General features: G+C 46.2%; 23 protein-coding genes and 1 pseudogene. 7 read left to right on the forward strand and 17 right to left on the reverse strand.

All coding sequences use genetic code 11. The annotated features are described in order from the left end of the window. Positions 1 to 9: 9 nt before the first annotated feature. From Q1B47_RS14840 to Q1B47_RS14880, 9 genes are all read right to left on the reverse strand, one after another. Positions 10 to 351 carry a hypothetical protein gene (locus tag Q1B47_RS14840; RefSeq protein WP_299795162.1) on the reverse strand — a complete coding sequence of 114 codons (342 nt, stop codon included), beginning with the start codon at positions 349 to 351 and terminating at the stop codon, positions 10 to 12. 852 nt (positions 352 to 1,203) lie between these two features. Further along, complete coding sequence (locus Q1B47_RS14845) at positions 1,204 to 1,875, reverse strand: nucleotidyltransferase domain-containing protein (RefSeq protein WP_299795164.1); 672 nt, start codon at positions 1,873 to 1,875, stop codon at positions 1,204 to 1,206. Positions 1,876 to 2,280: 405 nt separating this feature from the next. Continuing rightward, positions 2,281 to 2,886: a tyrosine-type recombinase/integrase gene (locus tag Q1B47_RS14850; protein ID WP_299795166.1), complete on the reverse strand. Its 606-nt coding sequence runs from the start codon at positions 2,884 to 2,886 to the stop codon at positions 2,281 to 2,283. A gap of 6 nt (positions 2,887 to 2,892) precedes the next feature. Then, on the reverse strand, positions 2,893 to 3,102 hold the full coding sequence (locus tag Q1B47_RS14855) for a hypothetical protein (protein ID WP_299795168.1): 210 nt from the start codon (positions 3,100 to 3,102) through the stop codon (positions 2,893 to 2,895). Positions 3,103 to 3,371: 269 nt separating this feature from the next. Beyond that, positions 3,372 to 3,608: a hypothetical protein gene (locus tag Q1B47_RS14860; RefSeq protein WP_299795170.1), complete on the reverse strand. Its 237-nt coding sequence runs from the start codon at positions 3,606 to 3,608 to the stop codon at positions 3,372 to 3,374. Between the two features lie 467 nt (positions 3,609 to 4,075). Further along, positions 4,076 to 4,375: an AlpA family phage regulatory protein gene (locus tag Q1B47_RS14865; RefSeq protein WP_299795172.1), complete on the reverse strand. Its 300-nt coding sequence runs from the start codon at positions 4,373 to 4,375 to the stop codon at positions 4,076 to 4,078. Positions 4,376 to 4,467: 92 nt separating this feature from the next. Then, positions 4,468 to 5,196 carry a DUF6387 family protein gene (locus Q1B47_RS14870; protein WP_299795174.1) on the reverse strand — a complete coding sequence of 243 codons (729 nt, stop codon included), beginning with the start codon at positions 5,194 to 5,196 and terminating at the stop codon, positions 4,468 to 4,470. A 4-nt stretch (positions 5,197 to 5,200) separates the two neighbouring features. Further along, the gene (locus tag Q1B47_RS14875) at positions 5,201 to 6,415 is read right to left on the reverse strand and encodes a site-specific integrase (RefSeq protein ID WP_299795176.1); all 1,215 of its coding nucleotides are present in this window, start codon (positions 6,413 to 6,415) and stop codon (positions 5,201 to 5,203) included. A gap of 171 nt (positions 6,416 to 6,586) precedes the next feature. Then, positions 6,587 to 7,450, reverse strand: a complete 864-nt coding sequence (locus tag Q1B47_RS14880) for a YicC/YloC family endoribonuclease (RefSeq protein WP_299795178.1) — start codon at positions 7,448 to 7,450, stop codon at positions 6,587 to 6,589. A 180-nt stretch (positions 7,451 to 7,630) separates the two neighbouring features. Between Q1B47_RS14880 and rph the strand changes: the two genes are divergently transcribed. Together rph and pyrE are read left to right on the forward strand one after the other, a co-directional pair. After that, positions 7,631 to 8,344, forward strand: coding sequence for a ribonuclease PH (gene rph / locus Q1B47_RS14885; protein WP_299795180.1), 714 nt, complete (start codon positions 7,631 to 7,633; stop codon positions 8,342 to 8,344). Between the two features lie 88 nt (positions 8,345 to 8,432). Beyond that, the gene (pyrE, locus tag Q1B47_RS14890) at positions 8,433 to 9,074 is read left to right on the forward strand and encodes an orotate phosphoribosyltransferase (RefSeq protein ID WP_299795182.1); all 642 of its coding nucleotides are present in this window, start codon (positions 8,433 to 8,435) and stop codon (positions 9,072 to 9,074) included. 215 nt (positions 9,075 to 9,289) lie between these two features. Here the strand turns inward: pyrE and folE are convergent, their stop codons facing one another. The 6 genes and pseudogenes from folE to coaBC form a co-directional block, all read right to left on the reverse strand. Next, positions 9,290 to 9,949, reverse strand: a complete 660-nt coding sequence (folE, locus tag Q1B47_RS14895; RefSeq protein ID WP_299795184.1) for a GTP cyclohydrolase I FolE — start codon at positions 9,947 to 9,949, stop codon at positions 9,290 to 9,292. Positions 9,950 to 10,186: 237 nt separating this feature from the next. Next, on the reverse strand, positions 10,187 to 12,151 hold the full coding sequence (locus Q1B47_RS14900) for a S9 family peptidase (RefSeq protein ID WP_299795186.1): 1,965 nt from the start codon (positions 12,149 to 12,151) through the stop codon (positions 10,187 to 10,189). 235 nt (positions 12,152 to 12,386) lie between these two features. After that, positions 12,387 to 12,482: pseudogene (locus tag Q1B47_RS14905) on the reverse strand (nucleoid occlusion factor SlmA); the annotation flags it as partial. Positions 12,483 to 12,551: 69 nt separating this feature from the next. After that, positions 12,552 to 13,145: a nucleoid occlusion factor SlmA gene (gene slmA, locus Q1B47_RS14910; protein ID WP_299795188.1), complete on the reverse strand. Its 594-nt coding sequence runs from the start codon at positions 13,143 to 13,145 to the stop codon at positions 12,552 to 12,554. A 141-nt stretch (positions 13,146 to 13,286) separates the two neighbouring features. Beyond that, positions 13,287 to 13,745 carry a dUTP diphosphatase gene (dut, locus tag Q1B47_RS14915; protein WP_299795190.1) on the reverse strand — a complete coding sequence of 153 codons (459 nt, stop codon included), beginning with the start codon at positions 13,743 to 13,745 and terminating at the stop codon, positions 13,287 to 13,289. Then, positions 13,742 to 14,944 (reverse strand): bifunctional phosphopantothenoylcysteine decarboxylase/phosphopantothenate--cysteine ligase CoaBC, encoded by a 1,203-nt coding sequence (gene coaBC, locus Q1B47_RS14920; RefSeq protein WP_299795192.1) that lies wholly within the window; start codon positions 14,942 to 14,944, stop codon positions 13,742 to 13,744. The genes dut and coaBC overlap by 4 nt, the downstream gene beginning before the upstream one ends. A gap of 144 nt (positions 14,945 to 15,088) precedes the next feature. Between coaBC and radC the strand changes: the two genes are divergently transcribed. The 4 genes from radC (at position 15,089) to argA (ending at position 17,914) form a co-directional block, all read left to right on the forward strand. After that, positions 15,089 to 15,766 (forward strand): DNA repair protein RadC, encoded by a 678-nt coding sequence (gene radC, locus Q1B47_RS14925; protein WP_299795194.1) that lies wholly within the window; start codon positions 15,089 to 15,091, stop codon positions 15,764 to 15,766. 128 nt (positions 15,767 to 15,894) lie between these two features. Next, entirely contained in the window at positions 15,895 to 16,131 is a 237-nt protein-coding gene (gene rpmB, locus Q1B47_RS14930; protein ID WP_076415159.1) for a 50S ribosomal protein L28, read from the forward strand. Positions 16,132 to 16,137: 6 nt separating this feature from the next. After that, positions 16,138 to 16,311, forward strand: a complete 174-nt coding sequence (gene rpmG, locus Q1B47_RS14935) for a 50S ribosomal protein L33 (protein ID WP_011494790.1) — start codon at positions 16,138 to 16,140, stop codon at positions 16,309 to 16,311. Positions 16,312 to 16,594: 283 nt separating this feature from the next. Continuing rightward, positions 16,595 to 17,914: an amino-acid N-acetyltransferase gene (gene argA, locus Q1B47_RS14940; protein WP_299795262.1), complete on the forward strand. Its 1,320-nt coding sequence runs from the start codon at positions 16,595 to 16,597 to the stop codon at positions 17,912 to 17,914. A gap of 125 nt (positions 17,915 to 18,039) precedes the next feature. Here the strand turns inward: argA and rarD are convergent, their stop codons facing one another. Then, the gene (rarD, locus tag Q1B47_RS14945; protein WP_299795201.1) at positions 18,040 to 18,948 is read right to left on the reverse strand and encodes an EamA family transporter RarD; all 909 of its coding nucleotides are present in this window, start codon (positions 18,946 to 18,948) and stop codon (positions 18,040 to 18,042) included. A 221-nt stretch (positions 18,949 to 19,169) separates the two neighbouring features. After that, entirely contained in the window at positions 19,170 to 19,634 is a 465-nt protein-coding gene (locus Q1B47_RS14950; RefSeq protein ID WP_299795203.1) for a thioesterase family protein, read from the reverse strand. Between the two features lie 300 nt (positions 19,635 to 19,934). Between Q1B47_RS14950 and recQ the strand changes: the two genes are divergently transcribed. Then, a complete protein-coding gene (gene recQ, locus Q1B47_RS14955; protein ID WP_299795205.1) occupies positions 19,935 to 21,758 on the forward strand; it encodes a DNA helicase RecQ in 1,824 nt (607 codons plus the stop codon). Positions 21,759 to 21,760 lie beyond the last annotated feature (2 nt).

Below are 21,760 nucleotides of genomic sequence, written 5' to 3' on the forward strand. Positions count from 1 at the left end.
TATATTTGTTTAGCACCCTTTTAGCGGCTCATAGCAAATAATTTTATTATTGATTTTGTTTTTAGAAAAAATTGCATACATTCCTGGAGTTACTGCAAACATGTCGCCCTTTTTCATTACCTCAGCTCCTTTTTGTGCTTTGCTTTTTTGATGATAAAACCAAAGAACACAGAAACGGTTACTTGAGCATAATGATTTACCTATTTCATCAAGCTTGCGTTCTGTCAATTGTCTATCCTCAGTGAGGAGAACTTTAGAGTTTCCTTTGTCGTACATGACATCAAAATCAGCTCCAGTTGCACTTAATGAGAAGAGGACTCCGACGAGCAAAACTAATGGCATCCATTTCATTTTTAACATCCTTATATTTAGATTTGTTCGATAAGTTAACACATTGATAGGATGCATTAAATGTCATGAATCACAGAGTCAACTTAGTTTGAGGTTTGGGTATAGGCTTTAGGGTTAGAATTTTTCGATGTCAAAGACTTCGCTACGAATAATGCATCTCTGAGCATTGCTGTATAGTCACTCGATTCTCTTGGGAGCAGATAAAGAGAGGGAACCAGGCTAGCACAAACTATAAACCTCCATAAGTGCACTACTATAAATATTTGTGAACTAAGTTGGCTGACAGTTGTTTTTAATGTAATGGGAATTTATCAGCCTGCGAAAAAAAGTTCTTATTTATTGCGCATAAAAATTGACTTAGGGGGACGGTGTTCAGTTTTAAGCTAGTAGATATTTGACCTCCCCCCTCCCTCATTCTATAGGGAGGAATGTTTGGTCGGTAGAGGGCTGTAGCCCTTATAAACACTGAGGGATAGGCGGTTATATGTTTTTTGAAATTAGATAGCAGATACGCCATGTTTTGAGGCTAAACTACGGCGTTCAACTTCATCGATCTAGTGTCATTCTTTGTCATAACTCGATGGAAAAAGTAGTTTTTTTCCCGCATTTAAGCCCAAACTTCGGTTAAATAAGGCTGGATTTCGCTAATTGTTGAGCTGTTTTCAATGCTTAGGTTAGTGTTATTGCGCTCGTACTGGTGTTTGTGACGGGTCACAAACACCACTTTTCAGCCTTATTTTGCTGTAACCTGTGGTATTAGCATCTTGTAATGTTCGACTACCAGGTAGCGAATGATTGCGACTAGGGCACAACTAACTAGTAGGATGATGACAAGTTTTTTGGAGCAACTATTCACACAGGTATGGTTTCGATTATTTGAAATACAACCTTATGCTCAAACTGTTCGTAGCCCTCGTTATGCCCTTGGATGCTGATAACTCTTGAGCCGTTTTTGAGGTACTTGCGTACATCCAATTCAGGCCAACAAATTACTTCACTATAGTTTTTAAATCGACGTCCTTCAGCAAGCATGTCTTTGGTCCTCTGTTCGCGGATGCTCGAAAAGGCGGCTTCGAATTTTGGTTTTTTTGCTAACCAGACAAATATGTCTATGTCACTCACAGGTCCAGTCCCTGATAGATAGCTACCGAACAGAGCTACTTTGGTAACTTGATACATATACAGGTCGTCATCATTGATCTCTGAGACTCTTGCCAGAAACGCTTGATAGTGTTTGTCGGCTGTTGTTCGTTTAACTTTCTTGGCTGCACTGGCTTGAACTAAGGAGGCGGCCATCATGGTTAGTTGCCAGCGTGGTGTCTTGTTGTCATCACTTATTCTTTCAAAGTATCCCTCGAACTCAAACGCTTCTATGCGTGCCTTGGCGATCCGTTGGCTTGTATCGAATCGATTGGCAAAGCATCGGACTGAGAAGCCTTTTTTTTCGAAGGGAATATTACTGACAAGCTTTCGTGCGTCCAGTGCTGGTAATCCTGCGATGATTGTATTTGAGTCTATTTTCACAATTAGCTCCTAATCCTATGATGTTCAATAAAGTTATTTTCTCTAGCATGGTTTACCGCTGTTAACCGTAGTCAGAATGCGTCAAACGACAGTCTGTATCCCTGTCATTACAAGGGTTTTTCCAGTGACCTGGTAACATTGCTGCTGTTGCATAGGGGCCGCAATATTTTTCCAGATACTGCGGGCCTCGTACCCGTGGTTAAAGTTGAATTCCCCAGGGACCCCGATGTTTTTAAATCACCGCGCGATTCACGCAATTCGTTGATATAGAAGTTTTTTAATCTTCTATTTATGTTGCTGATAACTGCCAAAATAACTCATCAATTACTGCTTTTATGAGTCATTTAAAATCAGTGTGTTAGCTTCCATTTGGGACGTAACTTATAAACTGTCTCAAGTTGGATATTAATCACCAAATAATGCCCGGTCTCCCGCTACGAACGTATCAACTAGGTCTTGTTCGTTATTGTCGAGATAGTTAATCGTTGTCTCAGGTTTGCTGTGGTTTAGAAGTTGTTGCAGCTCCTCAAGCGTGACGCCAGCCTGTTGTCTTAGCCTAGAGCCTGATTTTCTTAATGAGTGAGTGCCAAGATTTACACCGCCTAAACGGCCATTTGTTCTGCGCCACTTAATCACATCAGTTTCAACCTCACACATCCAACGCCAAGCTGTCTTTCTGCTAATTGGCCTACGCGATCCTCCATGCCTGCTTTCAAATAGGTATTGGTCATGCGGGTACTCAAGTCGTATTTGGTTTAATAGCTTGATAGCGTGGGGTGTAAGAGTAATGACTTTTACTTTTTGGGTTTTGGTTTCCACTATTGAAAATTCACCAGTCTCAAATGACTCATCAATTTGTTCTGTTGTGATGGCGAGAAGATCACTAATCCTTAATGCCCAAAGTGAGGTGAGTTCTGCAAGCCAGCGAGCTTTTAGACCTCTGTTGCGTTCGAGTGCATTAAGGATGACCTTAAATTCATCTCTATTTCTTGCTGAATGGACTCTGGACATGGCTAATTACTCCAGTAGATATTGTTTTACTGTTTGCTGCGCTAATTTCTCAATATCGACTGATAGATCGATCATTAAGCTGAATAGGCTAGATATGTCTGAGTCTTTCATTTCGCTGATGTCACTATTTTTAGAAGCTACTGAAATAGCTTTAATTTGGTTAGCTTTAGATTGGATTTGCTCCAGGTTGTTTGATGTTATGTGTTGTTTTGTCATCTTCGTCTTACCTTAATTCAATTACTCTATAGATGTCGGGTATGGCTATATATGTAGTAAACCAGTTTCTGGTACGTACTTTTTGCAAAGCTAAAATCGTGACGCTTCAAGTTAAGCTATAAAATTCAATTTATTAGCGTTGCTTTGGGTAATGTTTCATATACCAGTTTCTGGCGTTTGCTTTCTCTGCTTTAGGAATGGTTTACACCAGTTAATGGATCAAACACTAAGATGTTTGTACCAGTAACTGGTATGGGTTTCTTAATTCGCTATTTTGACTGGGCCTTATTCCAATCATTTCGAATGGGGGCTGTTGTGGGCTTAACTGTCATTTGTCCTTTGCCTCTGTAGTCGTCAACAGCTTCCCAGGTAATTGCATATAGAGTCGGTGGCAATCCTCCTTTTCTCGATGTTGAGCCACTACCTGTAATTTCAATTAAGCGGTTTTTAATCAGTAATTTCAGTGCTTTCCTCATGGTGTCTTGTCCGCCAAAATTGGTTTTCATCTGCTCCCATGTGCATGTAAGGTTCCCATTGTTGTAACCGTTCCATTGTCTAGCTATTAGCGTGAGGAGCTTGACCGCGTTGCCGTTGCAGTTTGCGAAGTCGGCAGAGTCAATTACGCAATGGGGCAAGCTGGTATAACGCTTGTGAGAGCTTCTGCTCTGTTTTCGTCTGGCCATAACTCGCCTATGAGCTAGTTGTTATCAATGAATCTAAAGATGCTTGTGATGGCTGGTGTACCATTGATTGATAGGCTCAAATTTGTCGCCATAATCTATAATTCGTTTGAAATCTTCTAAGTTATCAACTCGGGCCGCTCCGAAATAAACCTTGGTTTTAAGGCCCTCTTTGCATCTCAATATTGTGAAATGTAATGGCTCCTTACCTTGATGGGCGATTATGACACCACGCCGTTGGTACACATGTGCATCGTTAATTGGGAGGTCTAACCCATTCCTCGTTAATAGCTTCATTTAGCCTCCATAGAGGCTGTTGCGCCTTTACTATGGGATAGTGGAGTGTGATTTCTTTGTACTGGGTTGTAGATGAACCAAAGTAGATCAGATAAAACCCAAGCTACAGAGTTCGCGCCTAATTTTTTGCATTTGGGGTGCTTACCTTCGCGCTCAAGCTTCCATGTCTGAGAGCGTGAGATCGAAGTTATACGCTCGCGCTCTGCACTTCTTACGAGGCGCTCTGATAGGCCTGCGCTGTGTAGTACTTCTTGGCGCTGCTCAGGTGTTGGTGGGATAAATTGATAGGTATTCATAAGCCTTCACTTGTGTTGGTAAGTTCAGGCATATCGTATTGCGAGTCCTAGAGTATTTCCGCCTAGTTTTAAAAGTTAAAACTAGGCGGTTTCTACTTCATATTTTTGATATTGGCTGTAAATTGCTCTAGATATTCAAAGGTCATCGCTTCTTTAGCATATGGAACAGTATTTTTTCTCAGATAGTCGGAAGTTATTAGTTCTTTATGGGCTATCGCATCGGTGATTAATTTTGGCGTCATTTTCCACCCGTACACCCGTGCCCAAAGAGTTAAGTCTAAATATTCGAATACACCATAAGAAAATAGCTTTCTATGCTTTTTTCCATTTGCGGCTTGTGGGCGTTCTGGTTCAGGTACATCAAGCTCGCTTCGCAGCCTTGTTAATAGTCGTGCAAGTTCTTGTCCGATTTCTTTGTCCGTGGCATGAGAAAGGCTTATACCGACACAAACCCCTTTACCATCAAACGCACTATGTATGATGTCGTTAAATTGATGTAAGTATGCATGTTCCCCAGAATCTAAAGATCCTTGCGGTAGTTGCTTGGCCATTCTGGCTATATCATATGAGTGTATCGGATGAACATTTTCATCGGGGTAATCAATTAGCTCATTTGAAGTTGCTTGGTTTTTTTCAGAAAAAAGTTCTGATTGCAGCTCAAAATCTGGCTCTCCAATATCTAAGGCCCGTTTAACAAAATATCTCAGTGCTAATTCTTCGTAGATGGTTCCTAGGCTTGAATTTTGTATGTTTCTGTATCTGCTTTCTGTGAACCAAGGGATTAGTTTTAGCAGTTGTTCCTGGCTGATTGTTTTGTTCATTCCATCATCCGTTGATTATTGGTTCGAGTAGAGCCGCCACTTTGGCGTGAGCTTCCTTGCGTTCTTTTAGGTAATCGTGGCGATCATAGATACCTTCAACACCTTTCAGTTTGTGGTTTAGGCAACGCTCGGCAACATGGCCAGGCACACCAGCGTAAGCAGCTAAGCTCCTGAATGTTCTTCTAAGATCATGAGGGGAAAAATGCTCCATATCTCCCATTAGATTAGGGGGCTGTATCTTGCGCCCTGGTTCACGGCCGAACATTTTAGAAATGGCTCTGTTAAGTGTGTCATTCCCCATGTGCAGTTTGGTTGAAACTCTACGAGGTGGAAAAACGTAATCAGCGCCACAGGCACGCATTTGAAGCTCTGTTAGCCAAGCCATTACCTGTTTAGGCAATGGTATAGTGATAGGTGCGCCTGTCTTACTTCTGCCTTCTGGTAGGTGCCACAGAGCTTTATCGAGTTCAAATTCCTCCCATTTAGCACAGCACAATTCACTTTTACGAACGCCAAGGGTGACTAGTAGGGCACAGGCTAGATAATTGTCTCTGGTAAATTTAGCTTGGTTCTCTCTAAATAGCTTAAATGCAGTTTTAAGTTCATCGATTGATAATGCTCTATCTCTACTTGTTTCTATGCCGCCAGCATCAGAAACAGTAAAAGCGCTAGCTGGGTTGTTAGCTAGTAAGTCTAGTTTTATGCCATGGCGAAAAAGTTGTTTTAAATACATCAAAGAGTCATTGGCAATGGTGGGGCGTTCCTTGGCAATGCTCAGGATTATGGCTCTGATATCGCGTGCATTAACTTGTTCGATCTTCATGTCACCGATGGATGGCTTTATGTCTTTCAGATAAACACGTTTAGGGATATGTGGATGCTTTAATCGTTTGGCAATATCGTTGTCATACCAATCTTGAAATAGGTCATCGACTACACGGATTGACTGCTCTTTGATTCGCCTTCTGGCAACTAGGGGATCGGCTCCTGATTTTACTTCACGCTTTTGTATCGCTGCATCGGCTTTGGCATCTGCTAGTGATAAATCAGGATACTGACCAATCGTCATCTCTTTACGTTTACCGTTGGATGAATAGCGGAGCATCCAGTAGGGAGTCGCGTTATTTCTAACGACTAGATAAAGCCCACCGCCGATTGGGTGGCGTTTTGGCTCGCCTTTAACAAATGATTGGATTTGCTTTGCTGTTACCGTTGCCATAGGAATACCTTTTGCCCACCAATTGTGTTTTAGGGTAAAGTCATTGCTCACCACTTTGCCCACCACAAATGATACATCTAACGGAAACGAATGGAAACAGGTGGAAATAAAAAGCCCCGTAAAAACGAGGCTTTAAAGTGATTTGTGAGAGCTTAAGAAAACGTGAAAAACTTACTCTACATTCTGGATCTGTTCACGCATCTGCTCGATTAAGACCTTGAGTTCTACAGCGGCGGCGGTGACCTCTGCGCTGATAGACTTAGAAGCTAAGGTGTTAGACTCGCGGTTAAACTCCTGCATCATGAAGTCGAGGCGGCGGCCCTGTGCGCCACCTTTCTTAAGGATGCGTTGGGTTTCGGCAACGTGGGCGTCGAGTCTGTCCATCTCTTCGGCGACATCCATCTTCTGGGCAAGAATCACCATCTCCTGCTCCATACGAGCCGGATCCAGCTCACCGGTGATCTCATTGAGTCGGTTAGTCAGCTTGTCTCGCTGCCACTGCATAACGGTAGGCATATGCTCACGAACGATGGCAACCTGCTCTACTATGGCATCCAGGCGAGTCTGTAGCATGGTCTTGATAGCCTCGCCTTCACGACCGCGGGCTTCGATGAACTGTTCGATGGCAGAATCGAAAGCGACAAGCAGCTCTTTACCCAGTGCATCCATATCCTGCTCTGAGCCTGACATGACACCAGGCCACTTCAGGATATCGACCAGGTTAAGCTCACCCTGACCGGCTTCCTGCTTAACCCAGTTAGCGGCGCTAATAAGCTGCTTGGCAAGGTCCTGATTAACCTGCAGCTCGTTGTTTGCGTTTTCGGCGAGGTCGTATCTTAAGTTAACTTCGATCTTGCCGCGGTTTAAACGTTTACGCAGACGGTCTCTTAATACCGGCTCCAGGTTGCGAAAGTGTTCGGGTAGGCGCAGGTAGGTTTCCAGATAGCGCTGATTGACTGAACGAATTTCCCAAGAGGCGGTGCCCCATTCGGCTTTGTGCTCGATACGAGCATAGGCTGTCATACTTTGGATCATGGGTTTTCCCGGTCGTGTAAACGTTAAAGTGAACTGGGATTATAGACCTATGCTTGCAAGGTTCAAAGTAAACTCGTTCGGCTTTAACTCAGGAGTTCGAATAACGTGGCATCAAACGGCACAAGCCCCTATAATATGCAGCCAAATTCGCCTATAGATTTATGAATACAGGAATTTCCTATGCGCCCTAGCGACAGAACGCCAGCTCAATCACGTCCGGTGACTATTACCCGTCAGTTTACAGCCCATGCTGAAGGCTCTGTTTTAGTTGAGTTTGGTGACACTAAAGTACTTTGTACTGCCAGCTTCGAAGAGGGTGTTCCGCGTTTTCTTAAGGGGAAAGGCCAAGGTTGGGTAACGGCTGAGTATGGCATGCTGCCGCGTTCGACTCACAGCCGTATGAACCGTGAAGCTGCCCGTGGTAAGCAATCAGGCCGTACTCAGGAGATCCAGCGTCTAATCGGTCGTTCACTGCGTGCAGCCGTCGACATGAAGGCTCTGGGTGAAAATACTATCGTTATCGATTGTGACGTGATTCAGGCCGATGGTGGTACGCGTACTGCGGCTATCACAGGTGCATGTGTTGCCCTGGTCGATTCCCTGAACTGGGCACGTGGCAAGGGGATTTTGAAGACAAACCCGCTTAAGTTCCTTATCGCCGCTGTCAGTGTCGGTATCTATAAGGGTGAGCCGATTTGTGATTTAGAGTATATCGAAGACAGCGAAGCCGAAACCGATATGAATGTTGTGATGACCGAAACCGGTAAGATGATCGAAATTCAGGGCACGGCAGAGGGTGAGCCATTCAGCCATGAAGAGCTGTTGAGTCTGCTGGAGTTAGCCAAGCACGGTATTCGTGAAATTGTAGATGTACAGAAAGCGGCACTGAGCTGATTTATATAAAACAATGATAAGGGCCCTTCGGGGTCCTTTTTGTAAGTAAAACATTTAAAACCCAGCCTACAAATTTTAAGGAGAGATTGTGAAAGCCTATCAGCGTGAGTTTATTGAATTTGCTTTAGAGCGTCAGGTACTGAGATTTGGCGAATTTACGCTTAAATCGGGTCGTACGAGCCCTTACTTTTTTAATGCTGGTCTGTTTAATACCGGTCGTGATCTGGCGCGTCTTGGACGTTTTTACGCCGCTGCCCTGGTGGATTCAGGGATCAAACACGATCTTCTGTTCGGACCCGCTTACAAAGGGATCCCGATCGCTACCACTACCGCCGTGGCGCTATGTGAGCATCATGATATCGACATGCCTTATTGCTTTAACCGTAAAGAGAAGAAAGATCACGGTGAGGGTGGCAGCTTAGTCGGTAGTGAGCTTAAGGGCCGTGTTATGCTGGTGGATGACGTGATCACCGCCGGCACCGCGATTCGTGAGTCTATGGAGATCATCGAGGCCCATAAGGCGGAACTGGCAGGTGTGTTGATTGCGCTGGATCGTCAGGAGAAGGGCAAGGGTGAGCTCTCTGCTATTCAGGAAGTTGAGCGTGACTTTGGTTGTGAAATCGTCTCTATCGTCAAGTTGGGCGACCTGATCAGTTACCTGTCTGAAAAGCCGGGTATGGAAGCGCAGCTTGAGTCTGTGAGTGCTTATCGCGATCAGTACGGGATTTAAAAGAAGCCTCGAGTTCCCAGGGCTTAGACTCCAAGATTCTTTGCTGGCTTATAGTAAAGCCAAAAAATAAAAACGCTGCGTTTGTGACGGAGCGTTTTTTTCTGGAATAACATCTTACGAAGCTTGAAACCCTTAAAGATTCGCGGCTAAAGCCGCTCCTACATGGGAATATCGTAGCTCGTAACTAGGCTCTGGAACCTCGTACCTTTGAACTCTTAATTACTTAAGAACTCTGCGCGTGTGGCCGGGTTTGATTTGAAGATCCCGCCCAGTGCCGTGGTGGTCGTTGTGCTGGTGGAGTCCATGACGCCACGGGACTTCACGCAGTAATGAACTGCGTCCATCTTCACGGCGACATCTTTGGTCTCAAGCAGGGCCTGAAGTGCGACCAACACTTGCTGCGTGAGTCGCTCCTGTACCTGAGGGCGCTGGGCGAAGAACTTAACGATGCGATTGATCTTAGATAGGCCGATGATATTTTTTCTCGGCAGATAAGCCACTCTGGCAAACCCATCTATTGTGACTAAATGGTGCTCACAGGTGCTTGTCAGGCTGATATCGTTTACCTTGACCATCTCATCGAAACCCATCTTATTTTCGATGACGGTGATCTTGGGGAAGTTTCGGTAATCCAAGCCTGAGAATATCTCATCGACGTACATCTTAGCTATGCGACCAGGGGTATCGGCCAGGCTGTCATCGGTCAGATCCAGCGACATCAAATTTAAGATTGCACGCATATGCTCTTCAATCTGAGCTTTACGTTCATCTGCGCTGAGCTCACTGGGGAGCATAGGTGTCTCCAGTCCCCGCGCTAAGAGGGCACTTTGCACAAGTTGTGCAGATTCGCTGAGAACGGCTTCTTTTGATGTCATAAGTTCCTCCACTATGATGCTTAGTGGTTTGTTCTGTATCTTTTCTTGCAACAAACGCTGGATTTGCTGAGGTGTCAGTCTTCTCTTAAAAAGCGTCGAGGTCAACTCGTTATTTGTCGCTTGAATCAGGAGAGAGCGGGAGGATACCGCTATTTGCTGTAAATATATACCAGAAATCTTAGTTAAGGTAATAAAAAAGCCGATAGAGGCTATCGGCTTTTCATCTGCAATCGAGGATTATAGCTTGAGGTTTTCTTTCAAGAAGCTCAGCATCTCACCATAATACTTGGCTTGATGCTCGTCGTTGTAGAAACCATGGCCCTCGTCATCCATCACGAGTTTTTGGTAGGGATAGTTATGCTCATTCAGGGCATCTTCCAGAGCTTCAAACTGCTCGATTGGTGCACGCTCATCATCACCACCATGAACCAGTAAAAGCTTGGTCTTTAGCTTGTCGACATTATGAGTGGGTGACATAGATTGCAACACCTTAGTGTCTTCACCTAAGACCTGCTCTAAGTAGCGCTCACCGGCGCGACGGCTCTGTACGTCCCCCTCTTTGAACATCAAGGGCAGATCGTAGACACCGGCAAATCCGATAGCGCATTTAAACATGTCGGGTTCGAGGGTTGATGCCATCAATGCCGAGTAGCCACCGAAGCTTCCGCCGGCGATGCAGATACGGTCTTTGTCGACCAGCCCCTGTTCGATGACATACTTAGTGCCGTCGATGATGTCATATTGAATATCGGTTCCCCACTTTCGATGACCTAAGTGTTCAAAGTGTTTCCCGTATCCGCCCGAACCACGAAAGTTTATCTGTAATACTGCGGCGCCCTGGCTGGCAATAAGCTGATTTTGAGGATCGAAGCCCCACCAGTCTCTGGGTCCGTGGGGGCCGCCGTGAGGGTTGACCACTAAGGGTAAGTTTTTGGCTTCAACATTGTTCGGCAGGGTGAGATAACCATGGATTGTTTTACCGTCCCTGCTGGTGAAGCTGATAGGTTTCACCTCGGCCATCAGCTCAGGGTCTAACCAGTTCTTTTCAGAAACCAAATACTCAAGCTTCATGGTCTCACTATTGAAGAGATAATAATCTCCTGGGTTACGATCATTAAATGCTTTGATAATAAATTGGCTGGAATCGATTGTTTCACTGACCAGGTGGATCTGGTATCCCGGTAAGGATGCGAGCAGCTGTTTTATCAGCTTGGCCCGGGCATCTTTTTTATCTACAAATTCGTAACTGGGGTAACCATTTTCAAACTCTACGGCGTAGAGCTTCTTATTGTTTTGATTGATCCAGACGTTATAGGGATCGACCACATCATCACGGCTTATCAGCTCTTTCGTACCCGTTTTGATATTGATCAGGTATATACCTTTATTCTTTCCTGGCTCGCTGCCAACAACATAGACGCTGTCTTTATTATCTCCGAATGCAATCGGTCGCATCTGCTCCAGATTTAACTGTAACTTTTCAGTATCGACCCAAAGGTTGTCTTTTCGGTAGAAAAGGCGAGAGTTGATGTAATCTTTAGTCCCGCTGACAAATCGTACTTCTCCTTCATCATCGGTCAGGAAGTTAGCGTAAGAGATTGGCGAGGTCGCCAGTTTTTTACGTTTGCCTTTGTAAACATCGACACGATAGACCTGCTGTAAATTTTCGGCAGTATTACTGCTTCCAGAACCCCAGGGCAGAGCCTTAACCAGCATGTAACGTTTGTTTTCAGGCATGGGATCGAGAATATAGGCCGTGGCACGTATTGGCGTATTTTTTTTAATTCTGCTGCCTGTCTGTTGCCCATTTTGAGCGTATCCGAATAGATATTCCGGTTTCGAGCCGTCGGCATTAACGGCCATCAACTCGCCGTAATAGAGCGGATGCTCTTGCCAGCCCTTCAGGTAAACTTTTTGGAGCACGATTCTTTCATCGTTTACCCATTCGTAGTCACCAACCTGAGCATTAGTAGAGAAGTAGACTGAGTGAAGTGGCTTTTTGGTTTTTGCATCTAAAATTATCAACACCTTTTTACTGTCTTTGGTGGTGATAGTACTGAGGTAGTCGCCGCCCGGGGAGATTTTTACATTACTGAACTCGGCCGAACGGCTGAAAACCTGAGCGGGATTCTCAATTTTTGCTGTAGCAGCAAAGCTGAGAATCGTGAGGCAGGTAAAACTAAAAAACTTAATTAGTTTCATACAACTTCCTTGTAATAACATTGTGACGATTTGTTTGCTTTTTATCTGGTGGAGGGTAAAGCAAAAGTCGTGGCATATCAACAGAATGATTTAAGTGGCTGCGCTGGACAATGGCTGCCTCTTCGCTAATGAAGCCCTAGGATGAGGCTCTACGGTTATAAGTGGTGCTGATTTCAGAGGTGTTATAACAGCCCACCGCTCAGGTAAGGGGCGCCTGGCATCTGTGTGGGTTGTCTTAGCTTTGGAGTAGCTGTTGTTGGATAAATACCCACTGCTGCTCGAAATGCTCGGTGGGCTTCTGTTTGGACTCGCTGCGTATAATCGGGGCGATGCTTGCTTAGCGGGATAATAACAGCCCACCTTATTAGGTAAGGTCAGGCTGTTATTTGTAATGATTCATTTAGCTTTGAAGTAGCTGCTGTTGGATAAATACCCACTGCTGTTCGAAATGCTCGGTGGGCTTCTGTTTAAACTCACTACGAACGAACTGCGCTATTCTGCCTTCGGCGATGGCCAGGAGCAGGTTGGCGAGAATAGCCTCATCCAGATCGAAGCCTTTACCCTCTCTCAGGGTCTTCTCACGTAAGATCTGTTTAAGGTGAGTCTCGATTTTTGAAAAGATGAGGCCGACTCTGCTGCGCAAACGATCATTTTCACCAAGCAGGGCATCACCATTTAATACTCTGGAGATCCCCGGATTTCTTTCTGAGAAGATAAGCAGCAACTGCAGCAGTAACTGGCATCGTCTCATGGTGTCTTTCTCTTCCGTCATTATCAGGTTGATACGGGAGAGCAGTGACTCTTCGATGAAGTCGATCAAGCCCTCAAACATGCGGGCCTTGCTGGGGAAGTGTCTATATAGTGCGGCTTCAGACACGCCAACTTCTGCAGCGAGCTTTGCCGTTGTGATCCTCTGTCCCGGATTGGTCTCGAGCATAGTTGCCAGGCACTGGAGGATATGTTCACGACGATTTATTTTTGGGCTTACAGCCATTTAGTTTTCCTTCACTCAAAATACGGCAGGAGCTAGGTGATCTCTTCGTCGACATTCGATGGTTGAATGCCGACAACTGTTCACTCTCTTATTAGTTTTCGTGTCAGGGGAAGATACTCCCGTAGAGCACTGAGGTTGAGGTTACTTGGTTCCGGAGTGGCCGAAACCACCTTCACCACGAGATGAGTTATCGAACTCATCTACGAGTTTAAACTCGGCTTGAACGACCGGAACAAAAACGAGCTGTGCCAATCGATCTCCAATCTCTAATGTGAATGGCTCATCGCCTCGGTTCCAGCAGGAGACCATGAGGGGGCCTTGATAGTCTGAATCGATAAGACCAACCAGGTTGCCTAAAACAATGCCGTGCTTATGACCCAGACCCGAGCGGGGTAAAATCACAGCAGCAAGGCTGGGGTCGGCGACATGAATCGATATGCCTGTTGGAATTAGAATGGTCTCTCCCGGGGCCACCTGGATACTGGTATCGAGCATAGCGCGTAGGTCCATGCCGGCACTACCGGGGGTGGCATAAGCTGGCAGGGGGAATTCAGATCCAATGCGTGAGTCGAGAATTTTTACTTCAATAGGAGTCTTCATGGGTTATCTATTCGTTTCGCTATCAGGGTGAGCAATTGAGTGGCCAATGAAAGTTTATCAGTTGCCGGTAGATCTTGCTGTCCTTTTTCCCAAATGACTTTCAGTGCGTTGCTATCGGCATTGAAGCCAAGTTCGGGGCTGGATACATCGTTAGCTGCAATCATGTCGAGCTTTTTACGGATGAGTTTGTCTTTAGCGTAGTGTTCAACATCTTGCGTTTCTGCCGCAAAACCGACAGTAAATGGCCTAGGGCTATGACTTGCGACTGTGGCTAAGATATCAGGATTTCTTACCAGCGCAAGCTGCATATCTGTCGCTGACTTCTTAATCTTATCAGCGGCTATATCGGCAACGCGATAATCTGCGACCGCGGCGCAGCCGATAAAAATGTCATGGGATTCGACCTGGGCCATGACGGCATTGAGCATATCATCCGTCGACTCTACATCTATTCTATTCACCCCCTCCGGGGTGGCAAGGTGAACCGGTCCTGCGACTAAGGTGACCTTAGCTCCCATGTCGGCAGCGGCTTTAGCCAGTGCGAAGCCCATCTTGCCTGAGCTGTGATTTGAGATGTAGCGTACCGGGTCGATCGCTTCTCGTGTCGGGCCAGCTGTCAGCAGTAGTGAGTGACCGGCAAGCAGCTTAGGGGCAAAAAACTGTTCGACCTGCGCGGCAATCTCTAAGGGTTCCTGCATACGGCCGGGACCTATCTCTCCACAGGCTTGACTGCCGGAGGCGGGTCCCCAGATTGTGAGTCCACGTTGAGATAAGTTTTTGATGTTGTCCTGTGTCGCCTGATTGCGGTACATCTGTTGGTTCATTGCCGGGCAGATGACGACCGGAGATTCTGTGGCTAAACAGGTTGTAGTAATGAGTTCATCGGCCATGCCGGCGTTGATGCGGGCGATGAGGTTCGCCGTTGCCGGGGCAACAATGACCAGATCCGCCCAGCGTGCTAACTCAATATGTCCCATTGCGGCCTCGGCGGCGGTATCGAGTAGATCCGATGCAACAGGGTAGCCTGATAGGGCCTGCAGTGTCAGCGGAGTAATAAATTCTTTAGCGCTTTGACTCATGACGACACGAACTTCGGCGCCTCGCTCTTTGAGACGGCGAATGAGGTCGGCAGACTTATAGGCCGCAATGCCGCCGCCTATCGCTAATAAGATTTTTTTATTTGTCAGACTCTGGTTCATAGGAGATAGCTCATTAAGAGATGAAATCAGTCGCTAAGTTGAATTGCCGCCTAACATATCACAAACCTGATGAAGTGGAGGATACAAGTTTGAAAAACTCGACCATACTCAAGAACAGGTAAAAAATCACACAGGGAGGTGGTGATGGGAATAAAAGATTGGCCTGAGGGAGAGGGACCAAGAGAAAAGCTTTTAAAATCAGGTGTAGGACAGTTGTCCGATGCCGAGTTGCTTGCTGTTGTTCTCAGGAATGGTATCCAGGGCTTAAGCGCCGTTGAGCTTGCCAGGAATTTGATTAGTCGATTCGGGGGGCTAAGAGAGCTACTTACAGCTTCAGAGCTTGAGGTTTGCAGAGTTCAGGGGATGGGACCGGTAAAGTTCGCTCAACTACAAGCGGCTAGCGAGTTAAGCAAGCGAATTTCCCGGCAAAATTTAAAAAGAGGAAAAATATTGAGTGATCCCGATTTAACTCGGGACTATTTAATGAGACAATTATCGGATCGTGCCTATGAAGTGTTCGCAATTTTATTGTTGGACAGTCAGCATCGAGTAATTCAGTTCGTTGAACTGTTTCGGGGCACCATAGATTCAGCCTCGGTATATCCGCGAGACGTGGTATGCCTGGTGCTTGAGAAAAAGGCCGCGGCCGTGATTGTCTGCCACAACCACCCATCGGGTGTTGCGGAGCCAAGTCAGGCCGACAGGCGAATAACTGAGCGATTGAAACATGCGCTTGCAACTATTGATGTTTCCTTGTTAGACCATATGGTTGTAGGCGATCGCGAGATAGTTTCATTTGCAGAAAGGGGATTGATAGATTAACTATCCCTTGATCTTTGTTTTTAGATCCTGTATAAAATGCGCCCTCTGTTGTGTGCCTCAGGCGACGGCCGTGTTCGAGGTGCATTAATGCTCGAGCGTTATATATATTGTTTTTGGAGAAGATTGACATGTCAAGAGTATGCCAAGTAACTGGCAAGCGACCAATGGTTGGTAACAACCGCTCGCACGCGAAAAACGCGACGCGTCGTCGTTTTTTACCTAACCTACAAAACCACCGTTTTTGGTTAGAAGGCGAAAAGCGTTTCGTTAAGCTACGTATCTCTACTAAAGGTATGCGTATTATCGATAAGAAAGGTATTGAAGTTGTTGTTGCAGAACTTCGTGCCCGCGGCGAGAAGGTATAATAAACCATGGCTAAATCTAAAGGTAATCGTGAGAAGATCAAGCTAGTTTCTAGCGCTAAGACTGGTCATTTCTATACGACTGAAAAGAACAAGCGTAACATGCCTGAAAAGATGGAAATCAAGAAATTTGATCCAGTTATCCGTCAGCACGTTATGTACAAAGAAGCTAAAATCAAGTAATTGCTTGATTATAACTTCTCGAAAAGCCCCTGTTTCAGGGGCTTTTTTTTTGCTCAAATTTCTCTACCTTGGCCCCCCCTGTTTACCCTTGCATAATATAAATTCATATCTAGTCTTTAGGTTAATTTGTTCAATCATCATCATTTTATTCTTTTTTTAGCTATTTATGGTTCACTGTCGCGTGAAAACAAATGCTTTTAATGTGAATTAAAATGCAATACTATTGGGCTTCCTCTGCAATGCTGCAGATGACTGTGTATTTGATTAAGGTGAGAAGTTGCCCGTGCGTACCACTGAACTCGTTGATGGATTTCGTCATTCAGCATCCTATGTTAACTCTCATAGGGGAAAGACCTTTGTCGTGATGTTAGGCGGCGAGGCCTTGGCTCAAAATCAGTTTCGCTCAATCATCAACGATATCGCCCTGCTCCATAGCTTGGGAATTAAAATCGTTCTGGTGCATGGAGCCCGGCCGCAAATCGATGAAGCCTTAGCTGAAAAGTCGATCGCTCCCGAATACTACAACGGTATACGGATCACCGAAGAGGATGCATTCAAGGTTATCAAGCAAGTTGTCGGGGGGCTTCAGCTCGATATCACCGCAAGACTCTCCATGAGTCTGAGTAATACGCCCATGCAAGGTGCGCAGATAAATGTCGTAAGCGGTAACTTTGTTATCGCTCAGCCGCTGGGGATAGATGATGGAGTGGATTACGCTCTCAGTGGAAAGGTAAGGCGAATCGATGTTCAAGGGCTTAAGGCTCAGCTGGACAATAACGGTATCGTGTTGCTCGGCCCCATTGCCGCCTCGGTGACGGGGGAAAGCTTCAATTTAACGGCGGAAGAGGTGGCGACTCAAATAGCGGTCAGGCTCAAGGCCGATAAGATGATAGGCTTCAGTTCTCAGAAAGGCATTCTGGATAACAGTGGTGAGGTGTTGGCCGAGCTGATGCCAAACGAGGCGCAACAGATCCTCAATGATCTTAGTCAGGAGTCCGAGGTCTGTGTGGGAACCAAGGCATTTTTAAAGGCCAGTATTGATGCCTGTCGTAATGGTGTGGCGCGTTGCCATTTTGTCAGCTACCTCGATGATGGCTCACTGCTTCAGGAGCTATTTTCAAGAGATGGCGTCGGTACGCAAATTGTTACCGAGAGTGCTGAGCGTCTTCGTCGAGCCGGTATCGGTGATATTGGTGGCATATTAGATCTGATTCGTCCGTTGGAGGAGAAAGGGATACTGGTGCGTCGCTCACGTGAGCAGCTGGAGATGGAGATAGAGCAGTTTATGCTGATTGAGCGTGACAGCTTAGTGATAGGCTGTGCCGCCTTCTACCCCTTTGAAGAGGATAATGCCGGTGAGTTCGCCTGTCTGGTGGTGCACCCTGAGTATCGTGATGCGGACAGAGGCAGTATTTTACTTAAAAATATCATTGGCCAGGCCAGGGTCAGGGGTTACTCACGACTCTTTGCATTAACGACCAGAAGCATTCATTGGTTCTTAGAACATGGATTCGAGATTGTTGAGGTCGATGAGTTACCGGACAAGAAAAAGCAGCTCTATAACTATCAGAGGAAGTCGAAAATACTTTCGCTTCAGCTGTAATAGGGGCAATAAAAAAGGAGGCGCTATCGCCTCCTTTTTTATATTTGGAACATTTATACCGAGCGTCCGTGGGTGGGGGCTATCGGCTTTATAACCTATGGTTCAGTGTTAATGTCTGGGCTGCCCTAACTACCCCTGCCGGTGGAGCTTGTTGATTTTTGACGCTTGTAGAGCATATCGATACTAAACACGATGAGTGCACTCCAGATGAAGCCGAAGGTGATCCCCTTCTCCAGATCAAACGGCTCCTTGTAGAGGGTGATCGCGAGTATAAACATGATGCTGGGGCCGATATATTGAAAGAAGCCCAGCATAGAGAGCGGGATCCTGACCGCGGCTGCTGCAAAACAGAGAAGCGGTATAGTTGTGACTATACCTGCGGCCATCAAGAGCAGGTTGAGTGACAGGGGATTGCTCATGAGGTTGGTCAGTGCACTGCCCGAGTCAGAAAAAAGATAGAGCATGGCGATGGGGCACAAAATGGCCGTTTCCACTAATAAGCCTGTCTTGGCATCGACATTGACCTTTTTGCGTAGCAGCCCATATAGACCGAAAGAGAAAGCCAGCCCCAACGAGACCAGCGGGATCGAGCCGAATGAGATCAGTTGGATCAGTACCCCCGATGCGGCTAAGCCTACGGCACACCACTGTAGTTTCCTTAGTCTTTCGCTCAGAAAAACCATGCCTAACATGACATTAACCAGAGGGTTGATGAAATAGCCCAGGCTTGCGTCTAACATGTGGTCATTATTTACGGCCCAGATAAACAGTAGCCAATTTCCTGCTATAAGGATGGATGTCAAGGTGAGTACAGTCAGCTGTTTCGGGCGTTTCAATACTTGTCTTAATCTGGAGAAACCACCGAAGATGAGCATCAGCAGGCTCACAAATACAAATGACCAGATCACTCGATGGATTAATATTTCAGTCGCTGAAACATGATCGAGTAACTTAAAGTAGAGGGCAGCAAAGCCCCACAAGGTATAGGCACAAAGCGCAAATGCGATGCCTTTGCGGTTTTCAGAGTCAAGCATGAATATAACTACAAAAGAAGAGAGGAGTACATTGTATGCGTCATGGACTGCGGGCTCAACTTCATAGGTAATATATGTCAGAAAAAGTGCACGTAATTGATGTCTCGTGAAAGTAACAGCAGGAAACTAAAGCTGACACTTGAGGCAGACGCTGTCGATACACAGAGTAAGCAGGGAGAGCCCCGCCCGGCAGAAAGAGACGGGGATAAATTCAGTAGGTATTAACCAACCATGTAAGTTCCTGTGCCGAATGCAATATGACTGCCCTGTTCGTTGTGTAGCTCCATACGGCAAACGGATACACGATTACCCGCCCTTATCACAGTTCCTGTTCCGGTAAACAGCATGCCTCTTCCAGGTCTGAGGTAATCGATACGCAGATCTATGGTGCCCAATGTTTGTAATCGGCTCTGAAGATCTTCGAGACTCCAATCATCCCGGCTTGCAACCAGACCCGAGAAGGCGGTGAGGCCGCCGACAACATCCAGTACAGTTGCGGTAACCCCCCCATGAAGGATCTGCTGGTGAATATTTCCTATGAGCTCAGGCTTCATGTTGACGACGACTTCAACACCATCAAGGTCATAGCGCTTGATATCCATGCCTAACAAGTTATGGAAAGGGACCTGCTTGTCGAATACTTCGGCGACGCGGTGAAGTGTTTGCTCTTGAATTGGATTAGTCATGAAGCTCCCTCTTAGACCTGTCTATTATTAGAGCAATTAATCTATCGCTTATGTATGTCTGAATGCAAATTAAATCTCGATAAAAGATAAAATGCTACTGAATTTGTTGGAAATTAACTTAGTTGGTCAACGACTTTTGTGGCATTTATCAGGCGGCTGATGCTGTGGCGCAGATGTGAATGTCGATGAATGCTTGCAGTAAAAATCGATGTTTACAGTGCCAGAGTGGCGTTATTAGGCAAGCAATTTTATCTGATTGGTATTAGAATAGGCCCCCCAAATTTCTGACTATGATGGCCAATGGAACAAGCGATAGAGGAACCGCAATTAGATCCACTCTCTGCCAGTTTGCAGTCCGTGTTCGGTTACCGGACATTCAGAGACGGGCAAAGAGAGGTGATAGAGCAAAGCTGTTCGGGTTATGACTGCTTAGTCATCATGCCCACGGGGGGCGGTAAGAGCCTCTGCTATCAGCTTCCGGCCCTGCAGTTACCTGGCTTGACCATCGTCGTTTCTCCGCTTATCTCGTTGATGAAAGATCAGGTTGATAGCCTGATCCAGATGGGAGTGCCCGCCGCTTATCTTAATTCGTCTCTGCCACGTGAACAGAGCGCTAAGATTTTGAAACAGATGCACAGCGGTGAATTAAAGCTGCTCTATGTGTCTCCGGAACGCCTGCTTCAGGCCAGCTTTATCGACAGGTTACATGAGCTTAATATCTCGCTGTTTGCCATCGATGAGGCTCACTGCATATCTCAGTGGGGACATGACTTCAGACCCGAGTATGCGGCTCTCGGTAAGCTGAGGGAGTATTTTCCTCATGTGCCAATCATGGCATTGACGGCAACTGCGGATCAGGCAACCAGAAAAGATATTTGTGACCGTTTGTCAATTAGTCCGTTTTCATTACTTACCAGTTTCGATCGTCCTAATATCCGTTATACCGTGGCTGAGAAACTCAATGCTGCTAACCAGCTACGTCAGTTTATCAGCGACCAAAATGGCAGTAGTGGTATTATTTATTGTAGTAGCCGTCGCCGGGTCGATGAGGTTGCCGAGCGTTTGAAGTTACAGGGGTATAATGCCGAAGCTTACCACGCGGGAAAGACGCAAGAGGAGCGAGCCGAAGTTCAGGATCGTTTTCTTAAGGATCAGTTAGATATTGTGGTCGCTACCGTCGCCTTCGGCATGGGGATCAATAAGTCGAACGTACGTTATGTCGTTCATTATGATATTCCAAAGAGTGTCGAGGCCTATTACCAAGAGACCGGCAGGGCGGGGCGTGATGGCTTAGACTCCGAAGCATTGATGTTATTCGATCCCGCCGATATCGGTCGCGTGCGCCACCTGATTGAACAGTCTGAACCCGGGCCGCAACAACAGGTGGAGTTCCATAAGTTAAACACTATGGCGGCTTTTGCCGAGGCTCAGACCTGTCGACGTCAGGTCCTGCTGCACTATTTTGATGAGAGTGCACTTGAGCCCTGCGGTAACTGTGATATCTGCTTAGACCCTCCTAAACGCTATAACGGAATTCAGGATGCCCAGAAGGTGCTCTCCTGTATCTATCGCCTGGAGCAACGTTTCGGCATTAATCACCTGATTGAGGTGCTCAGAGGCTCAAAAGCCGCCACCGTTATCGAGCGTGGCCATGATAAGTTGTCTACCTGGGGGATAGGTAAGGAGAAGAGCCATGAGTTTTGGCTGAGTATTATCAGGCAGATAATTCACTTAGGCTTTGCCAGTCAAGACATCACCCGTGGCTCGTCGGTGAAATTAAACCCTTCGGCCCGTTCAGTTTTAAAGGGAGAGGTCGAGTTGTTGCTCGCAGAGCCAAGAATAGTACTGCAAACCACCAAGCGAAGGGGAAGCAGCACTCGTGCACCGCTCAATTATGACCGTAAACTCTTTGCCCGGCTAAAACAGCTCAGACGTCAACTGGCTGAGGAGTTGGATGTTCCACCCTATCTGGTATTTAACGATGCTTCTTTAGCCGAGATGGCGGCCATGATGCCAACGAGCCCCGCAGAGATGCTAGCCGTAAACGGTGTAGGTGAACGAAAGTTGACTCGTTTTGGCGGTGAGTTTCTTGATGAGATCGCCGACTATCTGGCTAAAAGTTAGTT

Origin of the sequence: uncultured Shewanella sp., from assembly GCF_947501225.1 — a bacterium.
Taxonomy (GTDB): Bacteria; Pseudomonadota; Gammaproteobacteria; order Enterobacterales; family Shewanellaceae; genus Shewanella.

Excerpts from the sequence above, each read along its gene's own strand:
- Q1B47_RS14840 (WP_299795162.1), bottom strand. The coding sequence starts at position 351 with ATGAAATGGATGCCATTAGTTTTGCTCGTCGGAGTCCTCTTCTCATTA.
- Q1B47_RS14850 (WP_299795166.1), bottom strand. The coding sequence starts at position 2,886 with ATGTCCAGAGTCCATTCAGCAAGAAATAGAGATGAATTTAAGGTCATC.
- Q1B47_RS14855 (WP_299795168.1), bottom strand. The coding sequence starts at position 3,102 with ATGACAAAACAACACATAACATCAAACAACCTGGAGCAAATCCAATCT.
- Q1B47_RS14860 (WP_299795170.1), bottom strand. The coding sequence starts at position 3,608 with ATGAAAACCAATTTTGGCGGACAAGACACCATGAGGAAAGCACTGAAA.
- Q1B47_RS14865 (WP_299795172.1), bottom strand. The coding sequence starts at position 4,375 with ATGAATACCTATCAATTTATCCCACCAACACCTGAGCAGCGCCAAGAA.
- Q1B47_RS14870 (WP_299795174.1), bottom strand. The coding sequence starts at position 5,196 with ATGAACAAAACAATCAGCCAGGAACAACTGCTAAAACTAATCCCTTGG.
- Q1B47_RS14875 (WP_299795176.1), bottom strand. The coding sequence starts at position 6,415 with ATGGCAACGGTAACAGCAAAGCAAATCCAATCATTTGTTAAAGGCGAG.
- Q1B47_RS14880 (WP_299795178.1), bottom strand. The coding sequence starts at position 7,450 with ATGATCCAAAGTATGACAGCCTATGCTCGTATCGAGCACAAAGCCGAA.
- rph (WP_299795180.1), top strand. The coding sequence starts at position 7,631 with ATGCGCCCTAGCGACAGAACGCCAGCTCAATCACGTCCGGTGACTATT.
- folE (WP_299795184.1), bottom strand. The coding sequence starts at position 9,949 with ATGACATCAAAAGAAGCCGTTCTCAGCGAATCTGCACAACTTGTGCAA.
- Q1B47_RS14900 (WP_299795186.1), bottom strand. The coding sequence starts at position 12,151 with ATGAAACTAATTAAGTTTTTTAGTTTTACCTGCCTCACGATTCTCAGC.
- slmA (WP_299795188.1), bottom strand. The coding sequence starts at position 13,145 with ATGGCTGTAAGCCCAAAAATAAATCGTCGTGAACATATCCTCCAGTGC.
- dut (WP_299795190.1), bottom strand. The coding sequence starts at position 13,745 with ATGAAGACTCCTATTGAAGTAAAAATTCTCGACTCACGCATTGGATCT.
- coaBC (WP_299795192.1), bottom strand. The coding sequence starts at position 14,944 with ATGAACCAGAGTCTGACAAATAAAAAAATCTTATTAGCGATAGGCGGC.
- radC (WP_299795194.1), top strand. The coding sequence starts at position 15,089 with ATGGGAATAAAAGATTGGCCTGAGGGAGAGGGACCAAGAGAAAAGCTT.
- rpmB (WP_076415159.1), top strand. The coding sequence starts at position 15,895 with ATGTCAAGAGTATGCCAAGTAACTGGCAAGCGACCAATGGTTGGTAAC.
- rpmG (WP_011494790.1), top strand. The coding sequence starts at position 16,138 with ATGGCTAAATCTAAAGGTAATCGTGAGAAGATCAAGCTAGTTTCTAGC.
- rarD (WP_299795201.1), bottom strand. The coding sequence starts at position 18,948 with ATGCTTGACTCTGAAAACCGCAAAGGCATCGCATTTGCGCTTTGTGCC.
- Q1B47_RS14950 (WP_299795203.1), bottom strand. The coding sequence starts at position 19,634 with ATGACTAATCCAATTCAAGAGCAAACACTTCACCGCGTCGCCGAAGTA.
- recQ (WP_299795205.1), top strand. The coding sequence starts at position 19,935 with ATGGAACAAGCGATAGAGGAACCGCAATTAGATCCACTCTCTGCCAGT.